Source organism: Oceanimonas doudoroffii, from assembly GCF_002242685.1.
GTDB lineage: Bacteria > Pseudomonadota > Gammaproteobacteria > Enterobacterales > Aeromonadaceae > Oceanimonas > Oceanimonas doudoroffii.
Genome location: NZ_NBIM01000001.1, coordinates 1,252,573 through 1,272,506, shown reverse-complemented (window position 1 = coordinate 1,272,506; position 19,934 = coordinate 1,252,573). Strand labels below are relative to the sequence as shown.

Annotated in this window: 23 protein-coding genes and 1 other RNA gene; 14 read left to right on the top strand and 10 right to left on the bottom strand. The window is 61.1% G+C overall.

Annotated elements, in window-relative coordinates:
- Positions 1-63: 63 nt before the first annotated feature.
- The 4 genes from B6S08_RS05910 to B6S08_RS05895 form a co-directional block, all read right to left on the bottom strand.
- On the bottom strand, positions 64-642 hold the full coding sequence (locus tag B6S08_RS05910) for a 5-formyltetrahydrofolate cyclo-ligase (RefSeq protein WP_094199810.1): 579 nt from the start codon (positions 640-642) through the stop codon (positions 64-66).
- Between the two features lie 65 nt (positions 643-707).
- The gene (locus tag B6S08_RS05905) at positions 708-941 is read right to left on the bottom strand and encodes a VF530 family protein (RefSeq protein ID WP_094199809.1); all 234 of its coding nucleotides are present in this window, start codon (positions 939-941) and stop codon (positions 708-710) included.
- A 20-nt stretch (positions 942-961) separates the two neighbouring features.
- Positions 962-1,144: non-coding RNA, 6S RNA (ssrS, locus tag B6S08_RS05900), on the bottom strand.
- Positions 1,145-1,163: 19 nt separating this feature from the next.
- Complete coding sequence (locus B6S08_RS05895) at positions 1,164-1,463, bottom strand: cell division protein ZapA (RefSeq protein ID WP_094199808.1); 300 nt, start codon at positions 1,461-1,463, stop codon at positions 1,164-1,166.
- A 141-nt stretch (positions 1,464-1,604) separates the two neighbouring features.
- Here B6S08_RS05895 and B6S08_RS05890 point away from each other — a divergent pair, with 141 nt between their 5' ends.
- The 7 genes from B6S08_RS05890 to B6S08_RS05860 all read left to right on the top strand — a co-directional run bounded on the left by B6S08_RS05890 (position 1,605) and on the right by B6S08_RS05860 (position 10,187).
- The gene (locus B6S08_RS05890) at positions 1,605-2,171 is read left to right on the top strand and encodes a UPF0149 family protein (RefSeq protein WP_094200562.1); all 567 of its coding nucleotides are present in this window, start codon (positions 1,605-1,607) and stop codon (positions 2,169-2,171) included.
- A 25-nt stretch (positions 2,172-2,196) separates the two neighbouring features.
- Positions 2,197-3,387 (top strand): 2-octaprenyl-6-methoxyphenyl hydroxylase, encoded by a 1,191-nt coding sequence (ubiH, locus tag B6S08_RS05885; protein WP_094199807.1) that lies wholly within the window; start codon positions 2,197-2,199, stop codon positions 3,385-3,387.
- 3 nt (positions 3,388-3,390) lie between these two features.
- Positions 3,391-4,605 carry an FAD-dependent oxidoreductase gene (locus B6S08_RS05880; protein ID WP_094199806.1) on the top strand — a complete coding sequence of 405 codons (1,215 nt, stop codon included), beginning with the start codon at positions 3,391-3,393 and terminating at the stop codon, positions 4,603-4,605.
- Between the two features lie 332 nt (positions 4,606-4,937).
- Positions 4,938-6,041, top strand: a complete 1,104-nt coding sequence (gene gcvT, locus B6S08_RS05875) for a glycine cleavage system aminomethyltransferase GcvT (protein ID WP_094199805.1) — start codon at positions 4,938-4,940, stop codon at positions 6,039-6,041.
- Positions 6,042-6,060: 19 nt separating this feature from the next.
- On the top strand, positions 6,061-6,450 hold the full coding sequence (gcvH, locus tag B6S08_RS05870; protein WP_094199804.1) for a glycine cleavage system protein GcvH: 390 nt from the start codon (positions 6,061-6,063) through the stop codon (positions 6,448-6,450).
- Between the two features lie 169 nt (positions 6,451-6,619).
- Positions 6,620-9,502, top strand: coding sequence for an aminomethyl-transferring glycine dehydrogenase (gene gcvP, locus B6S08_RS05865; protein WP_094199803.1), 2,883 nt, complete (start codon positions 6,620-6,622; stop codon positions 9,500-9,502).
- A 271-nt stretch (positions 9,503-9,773) separates the two neighbouring features.
- Entirely contained in the window at positions 9,774-10,187 is a 414-nt protein-coding gene (locus tag B6S08_RS05860; RefSeq protein ID WP_094199802.1) for a host attachment protein, read from the top strand.
- A gap of 61 nt (positions 10,188-10,248) precedes the next feature.
- On the opposite strand, the gene B6S08_RS05855 is transcribed toward B6S08_RS05860, so the two are convergent.
- Entirely contained in the window at positions 10,249-10,824 is a 576-nt protein-coding gene (locus tag B6S08_RS05855; RefSeq protein ID WP_094199801.1) for a YceI family protein, read from the bottom strand.
- A 220-nt stretch (positions 10,825-11,044) separates the two neighbouring features.
- On the opposite strand from B6S08_RS05855, the gene B6S08_RS05850 reads away from it, so the two are divergent.
- Genes B6S08_RS05850 through B6S08_RS05840 form a run of 3 tightly spaced genes read left to right on the top strand, consistent with a single transcriptional unit; the run spans position 11,045 to position 12,005 of the window.
- Positions 11,045-11,359, top strand: a complete 315-nt coding sequence (locus tag B6S08_RS05850) for an ElaB/YgaM/YqjD family protein (RefSeq protein ID WP_094199800.1) — start codon at positions 11,045-11,047, stop codon at positions 11,357-11,359.
- A 4-nt stretch (positions 11,360-11,363) separates the two neighbouring features.
- The gene (locus B6S08_RS05845; RefSeq protein WP_094199799.1) at positions 11,364-11,756 is read left to right on the top strand and encodes a phage holin family protein; all 393 of its coding nucleotides are present in this window, start codon (positions 11,364-11,366) and stop codon (positions 11,754-11,756) included.
- A gap of 9 nt (positions 11,757-11,765) precedes the next feature.
- A complete protein-coding gene (locus B6S08_RS05840; protein ID WP_094199798.1) occupies positions 11,766-12,005 on the top strand; it encodes a hypothetical protein in 240 nt (79 codons plus the stop codon).
- Between the two features lie 13 nt (positions 12,006-12,018).
- On the opposite strand, the gene B6S08_RS05835 is transcribed toward B6S08_RS05840, so the two are convergent.
- Both B6S08_RS05835 and B6S08_RS05830 read right to left on the bottom strand, forming a co-directional pair.
- A complete protein-coding gene (locus B6S08_RS05835; protein ID WP_094199797.1) occupies positions 12,019-12,861 on the bottom strand; it encodes a DnaA ATPase domain-containing protein in 843 nt (280 codons plus the stop codon).
- Complete coding sequence (locus B6S08_RS05830) at positions 12,845-13,531, bottom strand: DnaT-like ssDNA-binding domain-containing protein (RefSeq protein ID WP_094199796.1); 687 nt, start codon at positions 13,529-13,531, stop codon at positions 12,845-12,847. Before B6S08_RS05830 ends, B6S08_RS05835 begins: the two co-directional genes overlap by 17 nt.
- A 134-nt stretch (positions 13,532-13,665) precedes the next feature.
- On the opposite strand from B6S08_RS05830, the gene B6S08_RS05825 reads away from it, so the two are divergent.
- Positions 13,666-14,649, top strand: a complete 984-nt coding sequence (locus tag B6S08_RS05825) for a response regulator (protein WP_094199795.1) — start codon at positions 13,666-13,668, stop codon at positions 14,647-14,649.
- On the opposite strand, the gene galU is transcribed toward B6S08_RS05825, so the two are convergent.
- The 3 genes from galU to B6S08_RS05810 all read right to left on the bottom strand — a co-directional run bounded on the left by galU (position 14,643) and on the right by B6S08_RS05810 (position 16,962).
- Positions 14,643-15,548, bottom strand: coding sequence for a UTP--glucose-1-phosphate uridylyltransferase GalU (galU, locus tag B6S08_RS05820; protein WP_094200561.1), 906 nt, complete (start codon positions 15,546-15,548; stop codon positions 14,643-14,645). The genes B6S08_RS05825 and galU overlap by 7 nt on opposite strands.
- A 93-nt stretch (positions 15,549-15,641) precedes the next feature.
- On the bottom strand, positions 15,642-15,929 hold the full coding sequence (locus B6S08_RS05815) for a ComEA family DNA-binding protein (protein ID WP_094199794.1): 288 nt from the start codon (positions 15,927-15,929) through the stop codon (positions 15,642-15,644).
- A 142-nt stretch (positions 15,930-16,071) separates the two neighbouring features.
- Positions 16,072-16,962 carry a LysR family transcriptional regulator gene (locus B6S08_RS05810; RefSeq protein WP_094199793.1) on the bottom strand — a complete coding sequence of 297 codons (891 nt, stop codon included), beginning with the start codon at positions 16,960-16,962 and terminating at the stop codon, positions 16,072-16,074.
- 138 nt (positions 16,963-17,100) lie between these two features.
- Here B6S08_RS05810 and B6S08_RS05805 point away from each other — a divergent pair, with 138 nt between their 5' ends.
- Genes B6S08_RS05805 through B6S08_RS05795 form a run of 3 tightly spaced genes read left to right on the top strand, consistent with a single transcriptional unit; the run spans position 17,101 to position 19,908 of the window.
- Positions 17,101-17,799: a CoA transferase subunit A gene (locus B6S08_RS05805; RefSeq protein WP_094199792.1), complete on the top strand. Its 699-nt coding sequence runs from the start codon at positions 17,101-17,103 to the stop codon at positions 17,797-17,799.
- Positions 17,800-17,854: 55 nt separating this feature from the next.
- Positions 17,855-18,517, top strand: a complete 663-nt coding sequence (locus B6S08_RS05800; protein WP_094199791.1) for a CoA transferase subunit B — start codon at positions 17,855-17,857, stop codon at positions 18,515-18,517.
- A 47-nt stretch (positions 18,518-18,564) separates the two neighbouring features.
- Positions 18,565-19,908 (top strand): short-chain fatty acid transporter, encoded by a 1,344-nt coding sequence (locus tag B6S08_RS05795; protein ID WP_094199790.1) that lies wholly within the window; start codon positions 18,565-18,567, stop codon positions 19,906-19,908.
- The last annotated feature ends 26 nt before the right edge of the window (positions 19,909-19,934 follow it).

Sequence of the window (19,934 nt, the reverse complement as noted above, 5' to 3'; positions counted from 1 at the left end):
TGGAATTCGCTACACTCATTTCAACCTACGGTCTGCAGCAGTAATAAAATACCGGCAGGGCTTTTACCAGCGCCAGTGCCGGGCCGGGGTGAGCAGCTCGGGCAGGGGGACGTCCCAGTGATCGGTGGGAATGGCGGGCAGCTGCTGGCAGTCGTGGGCCAGGCCCACCGGGCGCGGGCCCTGTCCTTGATGCCAGCCCGCCAGGGTGCGGTCGTAAAAACCGCCTCCCATGCCAATGCGGTTACCGGTGGCATCAAAGGCCACCAGGGGGGTGTAAATCACGTCGAGTTCATTTTTGGGCAACAGCAGGCGAATATCGAGGCGGGGCTCGGGAATGCCGAAGCGGTTGGCCACCAGGCGCGCGTCGGGATCATAGCGCAAAAACATCAGGTGCCCGGGGCTGAAGGGGTGCAGCACCGGTAGATATACCTGGGTGCCCTGGGACCAGTACCAATCGATCAGCGGGTGGGGGTCGAGCTCGCCGTCATTGGCAAGATACAGTGCCACCTTGCCGGCCTGGGCCAGGTGTGGCGTGTCGGCCACCCGGTCCACAATGGCATGGGCGGCGGCCTGCTGTTCGGCATGGCTCAGCCGGCGACGGGCGTTTCTGATCTGCTGACGGATGATATGGCGTTCTGACATGGCTCATTCCATTGAAAACGAGAATGTGCCGAGCTTATTCCCAATACCGGGTGCGAGGCAAAGGGTCAGCGATGCCAGGGACTGTTTTTGAGACGCAGGTAAAGCTCTTCCACCTGAGTGCGGGCCCAGGGCGTGCGGCGCAGAAACTTCAGGCTCGATTTGATGCTGGGATCGTTCTTGAAGCAGTTGATATTGACCCGGCGGGCCAGCTCGTCCCAGCCGTATTTTTCTACCAGCTCGGTCAGCAGGGCTTCAAGGGTAATGCCGTGCAGGGGATTGTTGGGTTGTTGCTGGGTCATGACAAGGCCGAAAGTAATGAGGGGTCCCCAGAGTGCCGTTGCGAGTGTTAGTCCTTGAACCCGTCGGTTCAAGGCGGAAGCCCGGTACCCGCCGCAGGCGTCTCGGTCGAGGCCGAGCATGCTCAATAGCGAGCAACGCGGGATTCCTGTGCTGTTGATATCGGCTCAGGGACGCCACTCACTGACGAACACCCCAGGGAAAAACAAATTGTCGGAACAGGCTCAGTTTACCTTGCTGGCGAGGGCCTCTTCAATGGTGTGTTGAAGCATCTTGATGCGTCTGTCCATGGCGTCAGCATATTGATGATTCTTGTCCTTTTCAAGCTCAAGCTCGTGGCAGACATTCAGCGCCAGCATAATGGCGATTTGCTCATTGGATGCGGACTTGCCGCTTTCGCGAAACTTGCGAATGCGCTCGTTGAGCATGTCGGCCGCCCGATGCAATGCCTCTTCCTGCCCGGCAGGACAGGCCACCTTGTATGGGCGCCCGAGAATTACGATGTCGATTGCCGCTGTGGTCATGTGGTCCTCAGGTGGCTTGCAATGAGCAATGAAAGTCCCGCGAATATATAGTGGCGTATCAGAACTTTCAAGGGGTTGCTGGTCTGCAATGAGCGACGGTGCTAGGATCTGCGGTAATTCAGCACCACTTTCGAGTAAATGATGAACGATAACGCCCGCCTTAACTTTGATGCCTTCACCACATTGCTGGAACAGCACAACATGGTGGTGACCGCCGCCGAAGTTCACGGCGTGATTTGTGGCCTTGTCTGCGGTGGCATGGCCCGGGACGACGCCCGCTGGCAGCAACATTTCAACGATCTGCTCAACGATGGCTTTGGCCTGCCCGCCGAACTGAAAAAGGCGGTGAATCTGCTGTTTAACCGAGTGTTTGACGATCTGCTGGAGCAAAGCCGGTTTGAGCTGTTGCTGCCCGCCGACGAAGAGCCCCTCGACGACCGGCTCGACGCCATGATGGAATGGGCCGGCGCCTTTCTGGCCGGTTTTGGCGTGGTTCAGCAGGAGCTGAACAAGGCCTCTCCCGAGCTGCAGGAGATGATCCAGGACATCAGCAGCATCACTCAGGTTTCCGGCGAGTTCGAGCAGGAAGACGAAGAAAGTGAAGCCGCCTTTGTGGTGCTCTACGAACACCTCAAGCTCGGTGCCACCATGGCCTTTGAAGAATTCGGCAAGGGCCGCCCGGTGCCCGAGCGTCCAACCCTGCACTGATTTAGCACGACAACACACAACCGCAATGACCCATTACGACGTGGTAATCAACGGCGCCGGCATGGCCGGGGCCGTGCTGGCGCTGGGCCTGGCCGGGCTGCGCCGGCCCGATGGCGGCCGGCTTTCCGTGGCAGTGATCGAGGCCGTGCGCCCCGAGCACGACCGCCATCCAGGCTTTGATGCCCGCAGCATTGCCCTGGCCTGGCACAGCCAGACCCTGCTGCAACGGCTGGGGATCTGGCCGGCGCTGGCGCCCCTGGCGACCCCCATTACCCATATTCAGGTGTCCGATCAGGGTCACTTTGGCCGGGTGGCCATGCACGCAGCGGAATACGGCGTGCCCGCCCTCGGCCAGGTGGTGGAGCTGCAGCCGGTGGGCAGTGAGCTGCACCGGCGGCTGACGGCCTGTGAGAACATCACCCTGTTCTGCCCCGATCGCATCATTCGTTTTGAACAGCATCCCGAGCGCGTGACCATAGCGCTCGAGGGCGGCGCGGCGTTTTCCACCAGCCTGCTGGCGGCCGCCGACGGCAACCGTTCCCTGGTTGGCCAGCAGCTCGGCGTGCCACGCCGCCAGCTGGATTACCACCAGAGCGCCATCATTGCCAATATCGCCACCGCCGAGCCGCATTTGGGCCGTGCCTTTGAGCGCTTTACCCCGGAAGGCCCGCTGGCGCTGCTGCCCATGAGTGAGGGGCGCAGCTCCCTGGTATGGTGCATCAGCCCCGGGCGGGCCGAACGACTGATGGCGATGGAGGACAATGCCTTTCTGTCCACCCTGCAGCGGCAGTTTGGCTACCGCCTGGGCAGACTCACCCGCACCGGCAAGCGCCACTGTTACCCGCTGGTGCTGGACGAAGCGCCCAAGCCTTGGCATCACCGCGTGGTGCTGTTGGGCAACGCCGCCCACCTGCTGCACCCCATTGCCGGCCAGGGCTTTAACCTTGGACTGCGGGATGTGGCCACCCTGACCGACAGGGTGAGTCAGGCCCTGGCAGAAGGGCGGGACATCGGCAGTCATGGCGTGCTGAGTGACTATGGCCGGGCGCGGCTGCCGGATCAGGCCGGCATGGTGAATTTTACCACGGCGCTGGCACTGCTGTTTTCCAACAACAACCCGGTGCTCGCCGCCGGACGCAATCTGGGGTTGTCGGCCATGGCCGCCTGTGCCCCGTTAAAGAGTCAACTGGCCTGGCGGGCCATGGGCAAGAGGTAATCGATGCAAGCGGCAGACATCATTATTATTGGCGGCGGCATGGTGGGGCTTACCCTGGCGCTGGCGCTGGCGCCAAGCGGCATGAAGGTGGCGGTAGTGGAAGGGCAGACGCCCGACTCCGACTTTGGCGATATCGCCGACAACCGGGTCAGTGCCATTAACCTGGCGTCCCAGACCCTGCTTGAGCAACTGAATGCCTGGCCGGGTAACAGCGACCGGCTCGGCCCCTATACCGAAATGGAAGTGTGGGAAGCCGAAAGCCGGGCCCGCATCGGCTTTTCTGCCGAGCTGATGCATCAGCCCCACCTGGGTCATATTGTGGAAAACCGGCTGCTGCAGCACCACCTGCTGGAGCAGGCGCGGCTCAGCCCGCACATCAGCCTGCACCTGCCGGCCCGGGCCGCGACCGTGTCGGCCAGCGATGGCGGTGCCTTTGTGCTGCTGGACAATGGTACCCCCATTACCGGCCGGCTGCTGGTGGGAGCGGACGGCGCCCGCTCCTGGCTGCGCGGGCAGATGCAGCCGGGCATGACCGAATGGGATTATGATCATCACGCCCTGGTGGCCACCATTGAAACCGACGAGCCCCACGGCCGCTGCGCCCGGCAAATCTTTCGTGGCGATGACATTCTCGCCTTTCTGCCCCTGGCCCACCCGCACCGCTGCTCCATTGTCTGGTCCTGCCCGCCGGCGCGGGCCGAGGCGCTGCTGGCGCTGAGTGACGCCGAGTTCAACAAGCGGTTGGCCACTGCTTTTGATCTGCGTCTGGGGTTGTGCCGCGTGTTGGGTCCCCGTGCCGCCATTCCGCTCAAGGCCCGCTACAGCCAGCAATTTTGCGGCCCGCGCTGGGCGCTGATTGGTGACGCCGCTCACACCATACATCCATTGGCGGGGCAGGGGGTCAACCTGGGCCTGCAGGACGCCGCGGCCCTGGCCGACACCCTGCTGGCACGTCACGCCGAGGGCAAGGATATTGGCGAACTGGCCGGCCTGCGCGCCTTTGAGCGCTGGCGCAAGGCCGAGGCCGCCACCATGCTGGCGGGCATGGAAGGGCTGAAGCGGCTATTTGGCAGCCGGTTGCCGCTGGTGCGGGAAGTGCGTACCCTCGGCCTGACCCTGACCGACGGCCTCATGCCCCTTAAGCGTCGGCTGGCGGCCCATGCCCTGGGCATTGGCGGACTGCAGCCCCGGCTTTCCCGTATGGGTGAAAATACTTGAGAAAAACTAATCCGAGCCTTGTTGGTAATTAGTTTTTTTAAGCCGATTTTTCTTTCGAACACAGGCGCAACTTTTGCGCTTGTGCTTGTCACAAGGCAATTAAATACATCAAATTTTAATTTTTTGTTAATTTTTGGTTTTAAAAGCCACGAATGTAGCTTTCTTCACGTTAAAAAGGCCGTCGAGGGATAGCTCACATTTCGCACTGTGTTAATAAACGATTAGTTTTTTTTGACTTCCTTGCTGTGTTATCCCAAATCTGCTTGAGTATAATCAAACACGCTAGACCGGATTATCGCTCGCTGGCCGGGCTCGGAATATAAGGAAGCGTCATGACTCAGCAAACAGTTTTGCATCCGCAGCACCTGGAAGCCGGTGCCAAAATGGTGGACTTTCACGGTTGGGAAATGCCCATCAACTATGGCTCTCAGCTTGAGGAGCACCACGCCGTCCGCCAGGACGCCGGCATGTTCGATGTCTCTCACATGACCATTGTGGATGTGAAGGGCACCCAGGCCAAAGCCTACCTGCAGCGCCTGCTGGCCAACGACATCGGCCGCGCCAACCAGCCGGGCAAGGCCATTTACAGCGGCATTCTCAACGAACAGGGCGGGGTCATTGACGATCTCATCACCTATTTCTTTGCCGACGACGATTACCGCATGATCGTCAACTCCGCCACCCGCGACAAGGATCTGGCCTGGATGGCCAAACAGGCCGAGGGCTTTGACGTTACCCTGACCGAACGCCCCGAACTCGCCATGATTGCGGTGCAGGGCCCCAACGCCAAGGCCAAGGCCGCCACCGTATTCAGTGCCGAACAAAACGCCGCCGTGGAAGGCATGAAGCCCTTCTTCGGGGTGCAGGCCGGCGACCTCTTCATTGCCACCACCGGCTACACCGGTGAAGACGGCTACGAAATTGTGGTGCCCGCCGACCAGGCCGGCGCCCTGTGGAATGCCCTGAAAGACGCCGGCGTACGCCCCTGTGGCCTGGGTGCCCGTGACACCCTGCGCCTGGAAGCGGGCATGAATCTTTACGGCCAGGACATGGACGAAACCGTCTCCCCCCTGGCCGCCAACATGGCCTGGACCATTGCCTGGGAGCCGGCCGAGCGTGACTTTATTGGCCGCGCCGTGCTTGAGAGCCAGCGCGCCGCCGGCGATCAACCCAAGCTGGTTGGCCTGGTCATGAAAGAAAAAGGCGTGTTGCGCGCCGGAACCCCGGTGCGGTTTACCGATGCCGAGGGGAATGAACAGCACGGCGTGATCACCTCCGGCACCTTCTCGCCTACACTGGGTTTCAGCATTGCGCTGGCGCGGGTGCCGCGCGCCATTGGCGACAATGCGGAAGTGGAACTGCGCAAGAAATGGATGCCGGTAGCCGTGGTCAAGCCGACTTTTGTACGATTTGGCAAGGCGGTTGCCGAGTTTTAAGAACCAAGAGGAACAACTGATGAGCAATATCCCCAGTGAACTGAAGTATGCCCGCTCGCACGAATGGGTACGTATTGAAGAGAACGGTGAAGCGGTGATCGGCATTACCGAACATGCGCAGGATCTGTTGGGTGATATGGTATTTGTTGAGCTGCCGGAAGTGGGCCGCAACGTGGACGCCAGCGAAGAGTGCTGCGTAGCCGAGTCGGTCAAGGCCGCATCCGACATTTATGCGCCGGTGAGCGGCGAAATCATTGCCGTGAACGAGGATCTGGAAGACAGCCCCGAGCTGGTGAACTCCGACCCTTACGGTGACGGCTGGCTGTTCCGCATCAAGCTGGCAGACGAGTCCGATCTGGACGAGCTGCTGGATGCCGAAGGCTACGAAAACAGCATCGACGAAGAATAAGCACGTTTAAAGCCCCCGTATGGGGGCTTTGTTGATGTTGCCCTGGTCACGCAGCCCCGGCTGTTGATGTGCAATCTCAATATCAGACTCTTTGCCGGCAAGTACCCCCCACGGGGCCGGTCGTCTGTCTACCCTCGGGCCTTGTGCCCGAAGAAGGAAGTAAGGAAATATGACCCAGTCTTTGTTTGAACTTGAGCAGAATAACGCCTTTATCGGCCGTCATATTGGTCCTTCCGAGCAGGAAGTGGCCGACATGCTGGCGGTGGTGGGCGCCGACAGCCTGGACGATCTCATCAAGCAGACCGTGCCGGCGAGCATTCTCAACGACCAGCCCCTTGGCATTGGCGCCCCGCGCACCGAGCAGGAAGCCCTGGGCTACCTGAAAACCCTGGCCGATCAGAACAAGGTGTTCAAGAGCTATATCGGCATGGGCTATCACGATACCCATGTGCCCCTGGTGATTCAGCGCAACGTGCTGGAAAATCCGGGCTGGTATACCGCCTATACCCCGTATCAGCCCGAGATCGCCCAGGGCCGCCTTGAAGCCCTGCTCAACTTCCAGCAAATGACCCAGGATCTGACCGGCCTGCCCCTGGCCAGCGCCTCACTGCTGGACGAAGCCACCGCCGCCGCCGAGGCCATGGCCCTGGCCCGCCGAGTCAGCAAAAACAAGAAGGCCAACATCTTCTTTATTGCCGACGACGTGCACCCCCAGACCATTGACGTGGTCAGCGAGCGCGCCGAGCACTACGGCTTTGACATCAAGGTCGCCCCTGCCGAGGCGGTGGTGGAGCACGACGTCTTTGGCGCCCTGTTCCAGTATCCGTCCACCACCGGCCAGATCCGCGACCTCAAGGCGCTGATCGCCCAGGTGCAAAGCGGCAAGGGCATTGCCTGTGTGGCCGCCGACATTCTCTCCCTGGTGCTGTTGAAGGCTCCGGGCGAACTGGGTGCCGACGTGGTACTGGGCAACGCCCAGCGCTTTGGTGTGCCCATGGGTTACGGTGGCCCTCACGCTGCCTTCTTCGCCACCCGCGACGAGCACAAGCGTTCGCTGCCGGGCCGTATTATCGGTGTGTCCAAGGACACCCGCGGCCGTCCGGCCCTGCGGATGGCGATGCAGACCCGCGAGCAGCACATTCGCCGCGAAAAAGCCAACTCCAACATCTGTACCGCTCAGGTGCTGCTGGCCAACATGTCCAGCTTCTACGCCGTGTATCACGGTCCGGAAGGCCTGAAACGCATTGCCGATAGGGTGCACCGCCTGACCGACATTCTGGCCCTGGGCCTGCAGAGCAAGGGCGTGGCGCTCAAGCACGACACCTGGTTCGACACCATTACCGTGGAAACCGCCGACAAGGACGCCATTCTGGCCCGTGCCGAAGCCAAGGGCGCCAACCTGCGTTCCGATTTGGCCGGTGCTCTCGGGGTGTCCCTGTCCGAGACCACCACCCGGGGTGACGTGGCCGAGCTGTTCGACATCTTCCTGGGTGAAGGCCACGGCCTGAGCGTGGACAGCCTGGACGCCAAGGCCGCCGCCGGCACCGCCTCCATTCCCGCCGGGCTGGTGCGCGACACCGCCATTCTCGAGCACGAGGTGTTTAACAGCTACCACTCCGAAACCGAGATGCTGCGCTACATCCACAAGCTGGAAATGAAGGATCTGGCGCTGAACTACGGCATGATCTCGCTGGGCTCCTGCACCATGAAGCTGAACGCCACCGCCGAAATGGTGCCGGTGAGCTGGCCCGAGTTCGCCCGCATTCACCCCTTTGCGCCGCTGAGCCAGACTCAGGGCTACCAGAAGATGATCGGCGAGCTTGAAAGCTGGCTGGTGAAGATCACCGGTTACGATGCCATCTGCATTCAGCCCAACTCCGGTGCTCAGGGTGAATACGCCGGCCTGCTGGCCATCAAGAAATACCACGAGTCCCGGGGAGAAGGGCATCGCGATATCTGCCTGATCCCGAGCTCCGCCCACGGTACCAACCCGGCGTCGGCCCAGATGGCCAACATGAAGGTGGTGGTGGTGGCCTGCGACAAGCGGGGCAACATCGACATGGTCGACCTCAAGGCCAAGGCCGAGGAAGCGGGCGAGAACCTGTCGTGCATCATGGCGACTTATCCGTCTACCCACGGCGTGTATGAAGAAAACATTCGCGAAGTGTGCGAAATCGTGCACGGCTTTGGCGGCCAGGTATACATGGACGGCGCCAACATGAACGCGCAGGTGGGCATTACCTCTCCGGGCTTTATCGGCTCCGACGTGTCGCACCTCAACCTGCACAAGACCTTCGCCATTCCTCACGGTGGCGGCGGCCCGGGCATGGGCCCCATCGGCGTCAAGGCGCATCTGGCGCCCTTCGTGGCCGGCCACGCTGTGGTGAAAACCGATAAGGAAAGCCGCAACAACGGCGCCGTGTCGGCCGCACCGTTCGGCTCCGCCAGCATTTTGCCGATCAGCTGGATGTATATCGCCATGCTGGGCGACGAAGGCCTGAAGCGCTCCACTCAGCTGGCCATTCTCAACGCCAACTACCTGATGCGCAGCCTGGCCGAGGATTACCCCATCCTCTACACCGGCCGCAACGATCGCGTGGCCCACGAGTGTATCGTGGACATTCGCCCGCTCAAGGAAACCAGCGGCATCAGTGAAATGGATGTGGCCAAGCGTCTGAACGACTTTGGCTTCCATGCCCCGACCATGAGCTTCCCGGTGGCGGGCACCCTGATGATCGAGCCGACCGAGTCCGAGTCCAAGGTGGAAATCGACCGTTTCATTCACGCCATGAAGCAGATCCGCGCCGAAATGCGCAAGGTGGAAAGCGGCGAGTGGACCCTGGAAGACAACCCCCTGGTGCACGCCCCGCACACCCAGGACGACGTCATGGACTCCGAATGGAACCGTTCCTACAGCCGCGAGCTGGCCGTGTTCCCGTCTGAAGACGTGCGCCGCAGCAAGTTCTGGCCCACCGTCAACCGCATCGATGATGTGTACGGTGACCGCAACCTGTTCTGCAGCTGCCTGCCCACCGAAGCCTACGGCGAGTAATTCGGTTACTTGCTGTGGTCTGGTGAGATAGCAAAAGCCCCGCTGAAAAGCGGGGCTTTTTGTTTGTGAGCGATCTTTTTTCATATCTATCTCATTCATGATGATTTCGCCCTTTGGAGTCATCTTGTCGCTATCGCTTTACTCGGCTGAGCCGGTGCGCCGAATCGGGTCGTTGGGGGTCATTCAGCGCCATGCAATTCGGCAGGAATCAACAATACTTAGAACGCTCAACCATAAGGTTGGGGTGTTCAACCAGCAAAAGAGGTGTGATATGCCATTGCCAGACTGGATCGTTGTTGCCGATTCTGCCAAAGCCGTTTTCTACCAGCAGGACTGGGTGGAGAACACCGGGGAAGAGGTGATGAATCTGGTTCATCCGCAAGCTCGCCTCAAGGCGAGTGACCTTGTTACCGACGTGCAGGCCATACCGGAGAAGAGCGATCCCTGTCATACCGAGAATCAGCGCTTTGCCCGCGATATTATCGACGAGGTACGTCATGCGCTGGATCACAACCAAATCGGGGGTTTTTATCTGGCGGCACCGCCCCAGTTTCTTGGCCTGCTGCGCGAAGCCATGGACGATCGGCTGCGCAAGGCACTGCAAAGGGATCTGGATAAAAACCTGACTGGCGAACCTTACGGCGAAGTACTGGCCGCCCTCACCAACGGCGGTAAAAAGGCCTGATCACACAGGCCTTTTCTACCACTACCGATTTCACTTTTTCGCCTTAAACAGGAGTGCCGGCTTATTGCTTTTCCAGGCTCAGTACAAAATTCACCGGCACGGTGCGGGTGATGGAGGGCAGGCCGGCCAGCTCCTGCAGCTTGTCGATGCCGGCGGTAAAGCCAAAGTCGTCCTGTTGCACAATAACCGGTTTCCAGCTCGAGACCACCAGATCGCCGTTGCCCTTGTGGCTGACCAGCACGGCGATGGGCAGGGTCTTTTCGGTGCCGTGCAGGTTGAGGGTGGCGTCGGTTTCAATCACTCGATCCTCGCCCTGGGTCAGGGCCTCGAGCTGGCCGGAAAGATCCGCGCTCAGGGTGAGTTTGGGAAAGCGGCCGGTTTCAAACAAATATTCCTCCAGCCGCTCGTTACGAATGGGAATGCCGCTTTCCACGCTGGCCAGATCAATGGTCAGCTCAAACCGGCCGGCGTCGCTGAGCGTGCCCGAGACCCGCTCAAAGTGATTGGGCTCGCCCACGCTTTCCTTTTTCACGGTAACAAAACTCACTCGGCTCAGTTCGTTGTTCAGTTGCCAGTCGGCCAGGGCGGAGGTGCTGGTCAGGCATGCGGACGCCAGCAGCAGGCTTTTCAGTTTCATGGTTGCTCCTTTTACGGGATTGGGCTGGTTCGAGTATAGGGCAGGGCGGTCGAAGGGAAAGGGCCGAAGCCGTCACGGTCGTGCGGCTGCGACGGTCTCGATCGCATCCTTCACCAAAATGCGATGCGTGGCTGGCCAAGTATCACGGGAGGGAATATGGTGTACACAGAGCGTGCAGTTTTGTTCAAGTGGTTAAGATCAACTGAAACGAGGAGGCACCATGGCCGGTAAGTACGCAGCAGAACGCGCCGTCCTGATGGACGACATCAGGCAATTGCTCAAAGACGCGGAGGCTCTCTATCAGGCTGCCGCCGATGACGGCAGCAAGGAAGGCAAAGCCCTGAAGGAGAAGCTCAAGGCCCAGCTTGACCGGGCCCAGCAGCAGTTTGCGGATATGGAGGACTCGGTGGTGGAGCGCACCCGTCAGGCTGCCGCCGACGCCGATGATCTGGTGCACAGTAAGCCCTATCATGCCATGGGTGTGGCCGCCGTGGTGGGTCTGCTGCTGGGTGCGCTGCTGTGCCGGGGTCGTTGAGGTCATGACCGGAAAAACGCCGCTGCGGGATCTTCTCGACACCCTGATCGAGCTGCTGTTCGTGCGCTTTCGCCTGGCTCGCATCGAGTTTATCGCCCAGAAGGAGCGCATGGTGCGTCTGGGTGTGCTGGCGCTGCTGGCGGCGGCGCTGTTTTTCATGGCCTTTGTCAGCCTGCTGTTCGGGCTGCAGGAGGTGTTGTCGCCGGTGGCCCGGGTGTGGGTGTTCTTCGGCCTGGCGGGAGCCCTGCTGCTGGGCATGCTCTGGGCCTGCCAGGCCATGGTGAACAACCTGGCCGGGCAGCGGCGTTTTCTGGAGCAGACCCTGAAGGATCTGCAGGAAGACGTCAGTTACCTTCGTGGCCAGCGCGACATGAGCGACTGGTCGATGAAGGACTGAGGAGGCGCAATGCACAGAGACCTGCGAGAAGAGCAACAAATGCTGCAACTCAAGGCCGAGGCGCTGCGCCTGAAGCTGCTGACCCAACAGGCCCGGCGCCGCCAGCAACCTGGGGTAGACTGGCTGGCACTGGCCGAGCAGGTGCCCAAAGTGAGCCTGGCCTGGCGGCTGGCGACCAGCCCCAGGCGTCTGCGCAATAAACTGCTGCTGGGGGCAGGGCTGCTGGCACTGATATGGTGGCGGCTGTAGTAACCGGGTCGCCTCAGCTGCGGTAATCCCCGATATCCGGCCGACGGCTGGGGCCGCGCAGGGCGATGTCTACCGGGTGAAAGGCCTTGATCGCTTCAAAGCAGAAATCCCCCACCGCGCGGTGCAGTGACTGCGGATCATGGTTGCTGATGATGATAATGCTCTTTGACAGGTTGCGCCGGCGGCGCAGCAAATGGCCGAGAAAGCTGGACTGGCTCTCCGCCAGCCGGCTGCGGTTGGCGGCCACTTCATCCAGCACCAGCAAATCCACCTCTTCCAGGGCACGGCGATACTGGTTGCGGCTTTCCTGATCTTCAATCACCCCGAAGAACAGCCGATCCACCACCGAAGCCCACTGCTGAAAGATCACCGACTTCTGGTGCTGTCGAATCAGCTCGTGAGCAATGGAGCCGGCCAGGGTCGACTTGCCGGTGCCGAAGTCACCATAGATCAAAATGCCGGTACCGCCCTTTTTTTCCCAGTGATCAAAGGCGTTGATAAAGTGATGGGCGGTTTCAATATGCGACGCCAGTGCGGGATCGCTGGCGTCCATGTTGGCAAAGGTCCAGTCGCTGTTCAAGTCGGCCTGGGCCAGCAGCCGCTCGGTGCGGTGCACTTTGGCCTGCTGCTGCAACCGTTTCACGTCGGCGTTGGCCTGCTGTTCATACTGCCGGCGCAGGCCGTTGTAATCGTACTGGGGCAGGTTGCCGCCGGCGCGCAGCTGTTGCAACCGGCTCAGCACCTGCTTGATATCGCCGGAGGCGGCCGTCGGGCTGAGATCCTTGTGGCGCTGCTGGCGCCGCCGGCGGGCAATGTCGGCCAGATCGGCGGCCATCTCTTCAGGTGTCTTTTTCATCATGGCTCTCCTGTTGCTCGTCGCGCAGGCGTTGGGCTTCTTCCATCATTTCCCGGGCCCGCTTGCTGGGGCCGGTGTCGGTGCTGGTGGGAGCGGCCTGTTGCTGATAACCGGTGGCGGGCGCCGGGTTGGTATCCCGGCGCAGGGCCCGCTGTTTTTTCAGCTGGCGCACAAATCGCAGCATCCACTGGTGCTGGTTTTCAAACACTTCCGGCCGGCCCAGCCAGTAGGCGATAAATTCCCCCAACTCGGTGTCGTCATAGCGGCTGTCGAGCAGGCCGCACAGCCGTGCCAGGCCGTCGAGCTGCTCATCGGGACGCCAGTCCGGGTGCATGGCAAACTGGCGGGCGGGCAGGGGCGTGAGCCCCTGCAGCCGCTTCAGCTCCAGGCGAAAACGGGCCCCGTGATAATGCTGCGGATGGGCCCGCTGCTGCAGCACCAGCAGGCCGGCCTGTTGCAGCTCGTCAATCAGCTCGGTCAACCCGGCCGGGGTCACCCGGTAACGGTATTCCCCTTCGCCCTGCACCGCCAGTGCCCGGCCCAGGCTTGGATAATCAAGGGGCTGAGTCTCGTCGCCCCGGGCCTGGTGCCTGAGGTAGAGCAGGTACAGGCTGCGGGCGGGGTGTGACAGTCTGGGAGAGGTGAGTGCCTGATATTCTGCGGGAGTCATAGCGCCTGGGTGCCGGAATGGTGTGACCATTATCCAATAAAGCGTCGCCGGAATACAGTCGTGGCTGAGGTTGTCTGCCGGTCCGAAGGAAATCGGCTAGGCTGAATTTATGACCTTTAACCACGGAATAAACCATGTTCACACCGGCTACCCTGGTGCTGCTGATAGACGATGACGACGTATTTCGCCGGCAGGCGTTTGCCTGGCTGGAGTTGTGGGGCGCCCGCGTGCTGGAGGCCGACAGTGCCGCCGAGGGGGTGATGCTGGCGGCCCGGCTTCGGCCCGATCTGGTGCTGGGCAACCTGTGGCTGGCCACGCCCGGAGGCCTGCCTCTGGTAACCCTGTTGCACCAGCAGCAACCGTCGCTGCCCTTTGTGGCGGTGTCGGGGGCCGGCAACATGGCCGAGGTGGCCCAGGCACTCAGGGCCGGTGCCAGTGATTACCTGATAAAGCCGGTGGGTGACTGGACGGCGGTAAAAAGCCGGCTGGCCGCCAGTCTGCTGCCGGCGGGCATGCGCGAACACAAGGAGTTGCGGGAGCTGGCGTCACACCTGGAGTTCTATCGCCACCGGGACATGGCCGCCACGCGTTTGCTCAGGGAGTTGGGGCCGTCGGGGGAGCAGCACCTGGGTGACTGGCGGCTGCAGTGCCGGCACAGCACGCCTTGGATGGTTACCCAGTCGGTGCGGCTGGAAGACGATTTGTTATTGCTGGTGGCGGAGTTCGACCCACTGCATCAGGACACCCCCATGCTGATGCTGCTGGTGGCATTTTTGCTCAATGAGCCGTTGCGGCAGTACCGCAGTGGCGCCAGCAGCCCGCTGCACAGTCCGGCACAGACCCTGGAATACATCAATCAGCGGCTGTTTGAGGCGGGATTGACCGCGGGCATCAACCTCATGCTGCTGCGGCTCAAGGCCCACAGCAATACCCTGGAGGCGGCCAATGGCGGCATGGTCGGCTGTGACTGGCTGGAGCAGTGCAATGTCGGCCCGGTGGGGCGGGGCAGCTTTAGCGCCAGCCCCTGGCAACAGTATTGCCGTTTTCCCCTCGAGCTCAGCCTCAGCGGCAGCCATGGCGGCCGCATTGAGCTGACCGCCAGCCGGGTGCCTTACTGAGCCTGCAGCTGCTGCAGGCTTTGGCGAAACGCCTCGCCCAGCTCCTTGTGGCGCAGGCCGTATTCCACGTTGGCCATCATATAACCCAGCTTGCTGCCACAGTCGTGGCTCTTGCCGGTGATGTGGTGGGCATCTACCCGCTCTTCGGCCATCAGCATGGCAATGGTGTCGGTGAGCTGCACTTCATCGCCCTTGCCCAGCGGGGTTTTCTTCAGCAGCGGCCAGATGGAGGCCGGCAGCACATAGCGACCCACCACCGAGAGGTTGGACGGCGCTTCGTCCCGGGCCGGCTTTTCCACCATGGCGGCAATGGCCGCCGACTCGCCCTGGTTCAGGGTGGCATCCCCCAGGTCGACGATACCAAACTGATCCACCAGCTCATCGGCTACCGGCTCCACCAGGATCTGGCTGTGCCCGCTGTCGCCAAAGGCGGCAATCATGGCGGCCAGGTTGTCTTTGTCCAGATCGCAGGCGGCGTCGTCAATCAGCACGTCGGGCAGCAGAATGGCAAAGGGGGCATCGCCCACCAGGGGATGGGCACAGAGAATGGCGTGGCCCAGGCCACGGGCTTCGCCCTGGCGCACGTGCATTATGGTCACGTCGGGGGGACAGATGTTCTGCACTTCGCTCAGCAGCTGGCGCTTGACCCGTTTTTCCAGGGTGGCTTCCAACTCGAAGCTGGTGTCGAAGTGGTTTTCAATGGAATTTTTGCTGGCATGGGTGACCAGCACAATCTCCTTGATGCCGGCGGCCACCGCCTCACTCACCACATACTGGATCAGCGGCTTGTCGACCACCGGCAGCATTTCCTTGGGAATGGCCTTGGTGGCAGGCAGCATGCGGGTACCGAGGCCGGCCACGGGGATCACGGCCTTGCGAATGGATTGTTGCTTTGACATGGGAAAACCGGAATGGGGAACAAGGCGGCTATCATAACCAAAGCTGCCCCGTTCGGCCATTCACCGAACGGGGCAGTGTGTTTATTCAGCCAATCAGTTGCTCAGCAGGTGGCGGTTTTTCTCTACCGTGGCTTCGCCGATGCCCCTGACCTGCATCAGATCATCCACCGACTCAAAGGGGCCGTTGGCTTCCCGGTAGGCCACAATGGCATCGGCCTTGGCCTGCCCCACACCGGATAGCTGCGCCAGCTGATCACGGCTGGCGGTGTTGATGTTGATGCTGGTCACCACCGGATTGTCGGCCTGGGTTTCGTTGGCCAGCGCCGGCACGCCTGCGGTCAGTAATACTCCCAGCAGGGCTGAAGTCAGTAATTTATGCATATTGCTATGTCTCCCGTGTGCTTATTATGTCCTTCAAGCAAGGACATAAATGAGCCTTATCCATAGTGTGGAAATAGGCAAATTTACCGCTCGTTTTTTGTTCAAAAGCGTGAGCCGAGGGCACACCGGCATGCCTTAGAGGCTAACAGGCCGGCACGGGGGAGGAGAGCAGTATGTCGTAAAGTGCCTGGGCGGCGACGGACAATTCGTGATCCGTCCTGCTGAGAATGCCCACCGGGCGCTCAATCACCGGGTCGATCAACGGCATGCAGCAGGCACCCAGTTCGTGCATCTGCTCCCTGCACAGCGCCGGCACCACGCTGACGCCCAGGCCGCAGCCCACCATTCTGCCCACGGTGGCGAGCTGGTGGCTTTCAAATGCCACCGGCAAGGCCAGCTGCCATTCCCGCAGGTGCTGCTCCAGCAACAGCCGCACCGCCGAGGGGCGCTGCAGGGTAATAAACGGCTGTGTCAGCAGCTGCCGCCAGGTCACTTCTTGGTTACTGGCCAGTTCAGCGTCCGCCGGCACCACGGCAACGAAGCGATCCCGGTACAGCGGGATGAACTGCAGGCGGGTGGACGGCGGCGGCTCAAAGGCGATTCCCAGCTCCACCTGGCCATCCTGCACCATGTCGATCACCTGCTCGTTGATCACGTCATTGACCGTCACATTGATTTTTTCATAACGGTTGCGAAAGGTTTTCAGCAGAGGCGGCAACAGGTTGCCGGCAAAAGACGGCATGGCGGCCAGGGTGACGCGTCCCTGCTGAAGGTCAAAGCGCTGACGCAGCTGATCTTCGGCATTATCCCACTCCGCCATCAGGCGCCGTGCCAGCGGCAGCAGGGCCTCGCCTTCCGGTGTCAGGCGAACCTGGCGTGTGGTACGGCTGAACAGGCGGCCGCCCAGGTGATCTTCCAGGGCTTTGATGGTCAGGCTCAGGGCCGACTGGGACAGGTGCAGCCGTTCACAGGCCTGGGCAAAATTCAGAGTTTGGGCAACGGCGATAAAGGCACGGAGCTGCTTGGCGGTCATGAAATCAACGTTCTCGCGGTGGTCAATTATTTTAAAAAGTAAATCAATTGATTGATAAATTTAACTTAACAAATAAATAACCCGAATGGATACTCTTTGCAACATTCAGTTGCCGTAGTGACAGAAAGAGGAAATGTAATGGCGGGTTTCGATAAGCGAGTAAATTCCTACGAGGAGGCCCTTGCAGGCCTTGAGGATGGCATGACCCTGCTGGCGGGCGGTTTCGGCTTGTGTGGCATTCCCGAAAACCTGATCGCCGAGGTAAGGCGCCGGGGCACTCGGGATCTGACCGTGGTATCCAACAACTGCGGTGTGGACGGCTTTGGACTCGGGCTGCTGCTGGAAGACCGGCAGGTGCGCAAGGTGATCGCGTCTTACGTGGGGGAAAATGCCCTGTTCGAGCAGTTGTTGATCAGTGGTGAACTGGAAGTGGAGCTGACGCCACAGGGTACCCTGGCCGAAAAGCTGCGCGCCGGCGGAGCCGGGATTCCCGCCTTCTATACCGCCACCGGTTTCGGCACCCTCATTGCCGAGGGCAAGGAAATACGCGAATTCAACGGCCGGCCGCACATTCTCGAACAGGCCATTACCGGCGACGTTGCCATCGTCAAGGGCTGGAAGGCCGATCACTATGGCAATGTGATCTATCGCCATACCGCCCGTAACTTCAATCCGCTGGTGGCTACCGCCGGCAAAATCACCGTGGTCGAGGTCGAGGAAATCGTCGAGCCCGGCGCACTGGAGCCCGGTGAGATACACACCCCCGGCATTTACGTGGACCGGGTTATCTGCGGCCGGTTTGAGAAACGCATTGAACAGCGCACCCTGCGTGGCTGAAGCGGCTGGCCGGTCATGGCAGTCGACACCCTGGATCAGTAAAAGAGGCAATCTTATGGCACTTTCCCGCGAACAAATGGCCCGGCGCGTTGCCCGTGAGCTGCAGGACGGTTTTTATGTCAACCTGGGTATCGGCATTCCCACCCTGGTTGCCAACTATGTTCCCGACGGCATGGAGGTCATGTTGCAGTCCGAGAACGGCCTGCTTGGCATGGGGGCCTTTCCCACCGAAGAAGAGCTGGATGCCGACATGATCAATGCCGGCAAGCAGACGGTCACCGCACGCACCGGGGCGTCCATTTTTGACTCGGCGGAGTCTTTCGCCATGATACGGGGCGGCCATGTGGATCTGACCGTGCTCGGCGCCTTTGAAGTGGATGTTGCCGGCAATATTGCCTCCTGGATGATTCCCGGCAAACTGGTCAAGGGCATGGGCGGCGCCATGGATTTGGTGGCCGGCGCCGACAACATCATAGTGACCATGACCCATGCCTCAAAGAACGGTGAGTCCAAGCTGTTGCCCCATTGTACCCTGCCGCTGACCGGCGCCGGCTGCATCAAACGGGTGCTGACGGATCTGGCCTATCTGGAGATCGAAAACGGCGCCTTTATTCTGCGGGAGCGGGCCCCCGGGGTCAGCGTGGAAGAGATTCAGGCCAAAACGGCTGGCAAGCTGATCGTACCCGACCAGGTACCGGAAATGACCTTCACGGCCTGACGGCGAAGCGTCCACCAAAGCTGTTCATCTACATAAAGGACTTAATGATGTTCAATACAGTAACAGGGCTCAGCGTGAGCCTGGTGCAGCGTTACCTGCCTTCTCCGTTTGTGTTTTCCACCCTGCTGACGCTGTTTGTGCTGGGCGCCGGCATGGTTTCCACGCAGCAGACGCTGCCCGAGATGGTGCAGCACTGGAGTGCGGGATTCTGGACCCTGCTTGGTTTTGCGATGCAGATGGGACTGATCTTCGTCACCGGCCACGCCCTGGCGTCGGCCCCGGTGATCAACCGCCTGCTGGACCGCCTAGCGACCCTGGCCCGCTCACCGGGGCAGGCGGTGGTCATGGTAACCCTGGTGGCCCTGGCCGGTTGCTGGCTCAACTGGGGCTTTGGCCTGGTGATCGGCGCCGTGTTTGCCCGGGCGCTGGCGCGTAAGGTTGAAGGGGTAGATTATCCGCTGCTGGTGGCTTCCGCCTATTCCGGTTTCCTGATCTGGCACGGGGGCCTGTCCGGCTCGGTACCGCTGTCGCTGGCCAGTGGTGGCGACAGCCTGCATCACATTACCGCCGGCGTGCTGTCCGATCCGATTGGCGTGTCCCAGACCCTGTTTACGTCTCTCAACCTGACCATTATCGCCCTGCTGGTGATTGGCCTGCCGCTGCTCAACCGCGCCATGCACCCGCGCCAGCAGGCCAAGGTGGCCGATCCGACCCGGCTGGTGGAGTCCCGCAGTGAACAGCCTCGGCGTGACACGCCGGCGCAGCGCCTGGATGACAGCCGCCTGTTGGGGCTGGGGCTGGTGGCCATTGCCGCCATTTACCTGTTCAACCACTTCAGCAGCAAGGGGTTTGTGCTGGGCCTGGATGTGGTCATCGCGATTTTCCTGTTCTCCGGGCTGCTGCTACACGGCACGCCGGAGCGCTACATGCGCACCGTGGACGAAAGCGTGCGGGGTATCAGCGGTATTGTGCTGCTGTTTCCGTTCTACGCGGGCATCATGGGCATGATGATGGGCGCCAACGGCGAAGGCATTTCCCTGGGCCGTCAGATCACCGAGACCTTTGTGTCCTGGTCTTCCACCGATACCTTTCCGCTGCTGGCTTTTCTCAGTGCAGGGCTGGTCAATGTGTTCGTGCCTTCCGGCGGTGGCCAGTGGGCGGTGCAGGCGCCCATTATGCTGCCGGCGGCAGAGGCACTGGGGGTGTCCCCCACGGTGACCGCCATGGCCATCGCCTGGGGCGACGCCTGGACCAACATGATTCAGCCGTTCTGGGCCCTGCCGCTGCTTGGCATTGTCGGCCTGGGCGCCAGGGACATCATGGGCTATTGCCTGATCATGCTGGTGTATTCCGGCCTGGTGATTTCCGGTGCGCTGTATTTTATGACCTGATGCCCGTGGGCTGGTGAAGGAAGGCG

Bases quoted from the DNA above. Each gene is read 5' to 3' on its own strand.
- B6S08_RS05910 (WP_094199810.1), bottom strand. From the start codon at position 642: ATGTCAGAACGCCATATCATCCGTCAGCAGATCAGAAACGCCCGTCGC.
- B6S08_RS05905 (WP_094199809.1), bottom strand. From the start codon at position 941: ATGACCCAGCAACAACCCAACAATCCCCTGCACGGCATTACCCTTGAA.
- B6S08_RS05895 (WP_094199808.1), bottom strand. From the start codon at position 1,463: ATGACCACAGCGGCAATCGACATCGTAATTCTCGGGCGCCCATACAAG.
- B6S08_RS05890 (WP_094200562.1), top strand. From the start codon at position 1,605: ATGAACGATAACGCCCGCCTTAACTTTGATGCCTTCACCACATTGCTG.
- ubiH (WP_094199807.1), top strand. From the start codon at position 2,197: ATGACCCATTACGACGTGGTAATCAACGGCGCCGGCATGGCCGGGGCC.
- B6S08_RS05880 (WP_094199806.1), top strand. From the start codon at position 3,391: ATGCAAGCGGCAGACATCATTATTATTGGCGGCGGCATGGTGGGGCTT.
- gcvT (WP_094199805.1), top strand. From the start codon at position 4,938: ATGACTCAGCAAACAGTTTTGCATCCGCAGCACCTGGAAGCCGGTGCC.
- gcvH (WP_094199804.1), top strand. From the start codon at position 6,061: ATGAGCAATATCCCCAGTGAACTGAAGTATGCCCGCTCGCACGAATGG.
- gcvP (WP_094199803.1), top strand. From the start codon at position 6,620: ATGACCCAGTCTTTGTTTGAACTTGAGCAGAATAACGCCTTTATCGGC.
- B6S08_RS05860 (WP_094199802.1), top strand. From the start codon at position 9,774: ATGCCATTGCCAGACTGGATCGTTGTTGCCGATTCTGCCAAAGCCGTT.
- B6S08_RS05855 (WP_094199801.1), bottom strand. From the start codon at position 10,824: ATGAAACTGAAAAGCCTGCTGCTGGCGTCCGCATGCCTGACCAGCACC.
- B6S08_RS05850 (WP_094199800.1), top strand. From the start codon at position 11,045: ATGGCCGGTAAGTACGCAGCAGAACGCGCCGTCCTGATGGACGACATC.
- B6S08_RS05845 (WP_094199799.1), top strand. From the start codon at position 11,364: ATGACCGGAAAAACGCCGCTGCGGGATCTTCTCGACACCCTGATCGAG.
- B6S08_RS05840 (WP_094199798.1), top strand. From the start codon at position 11,766: ATGCACAGAGACCTGCGAGAAGAGCAACAAATGCTGCAACTCAAGGCC.
- B6S08_RS05835 (WP_094199797.1), bottom strand. From the start codon at position 12,861: ATGAAAAAGACACCTGAAGAGATGGCCGCCGATCTGGCCGACATTGCC.
- B6S08_RS05830 (WP_094199796.1), bottom strand. From the start codon at position 13,531: ATGACTCCCGCAGAATATCAGGCACTCACCTCTCCCAGACTGTCACAC.
- B6S08_RS05825 (WP_094199795.1), top strand. From the start codon at position 13,666: ATGTTCACACCGGCTACCCTGGTGCTGCTGATAGACGATGACGACGTA.
- galU (WP_094200561.1), bottom strand. From the start codon at position 15,548: ATGTCAAAGCAACAATCCATTCGCAAGGCCGTGATCCCCGTGGCCGGC.
- B6S08_RS05815 (WP_094199794.1), bottom strand. From the start codon at position 15,929: ATGCATAAATTACTGACTTCAGCCCTGCTGGGAGTATTACTGACCGCA.
- B6S08_RS05810 (WP_094199793.1), bottom strand. From the start codon at position 16,962: ATGACCGCCAAGCAGCTCCGTGCCTTTATCGCCGTTGCCCAAACTCTG.
- B6S08_RS05805 (WP_094199792.1), top strand. From the start codon at position 17,101: ATGGCGGGTTTCGATAAGCGAGTAAATTCCTACGAGGAGGCCCTTGCA.
- B6S08_RS05800 (WP_094199791.1), top strand. From the start codon at position 17,855: ATGGCACTTTCCCGCGAACAAATGGCCCGGCGCGTTGCCCGTGAGCTG.
- B6S08_RS05795 (WP_094199790.1), top strand. From the start codon at position 18,565: ATGTTCAATACAGTAACAGGGCTCAGCGTGAGCCTGGTGCAGCGTTAC.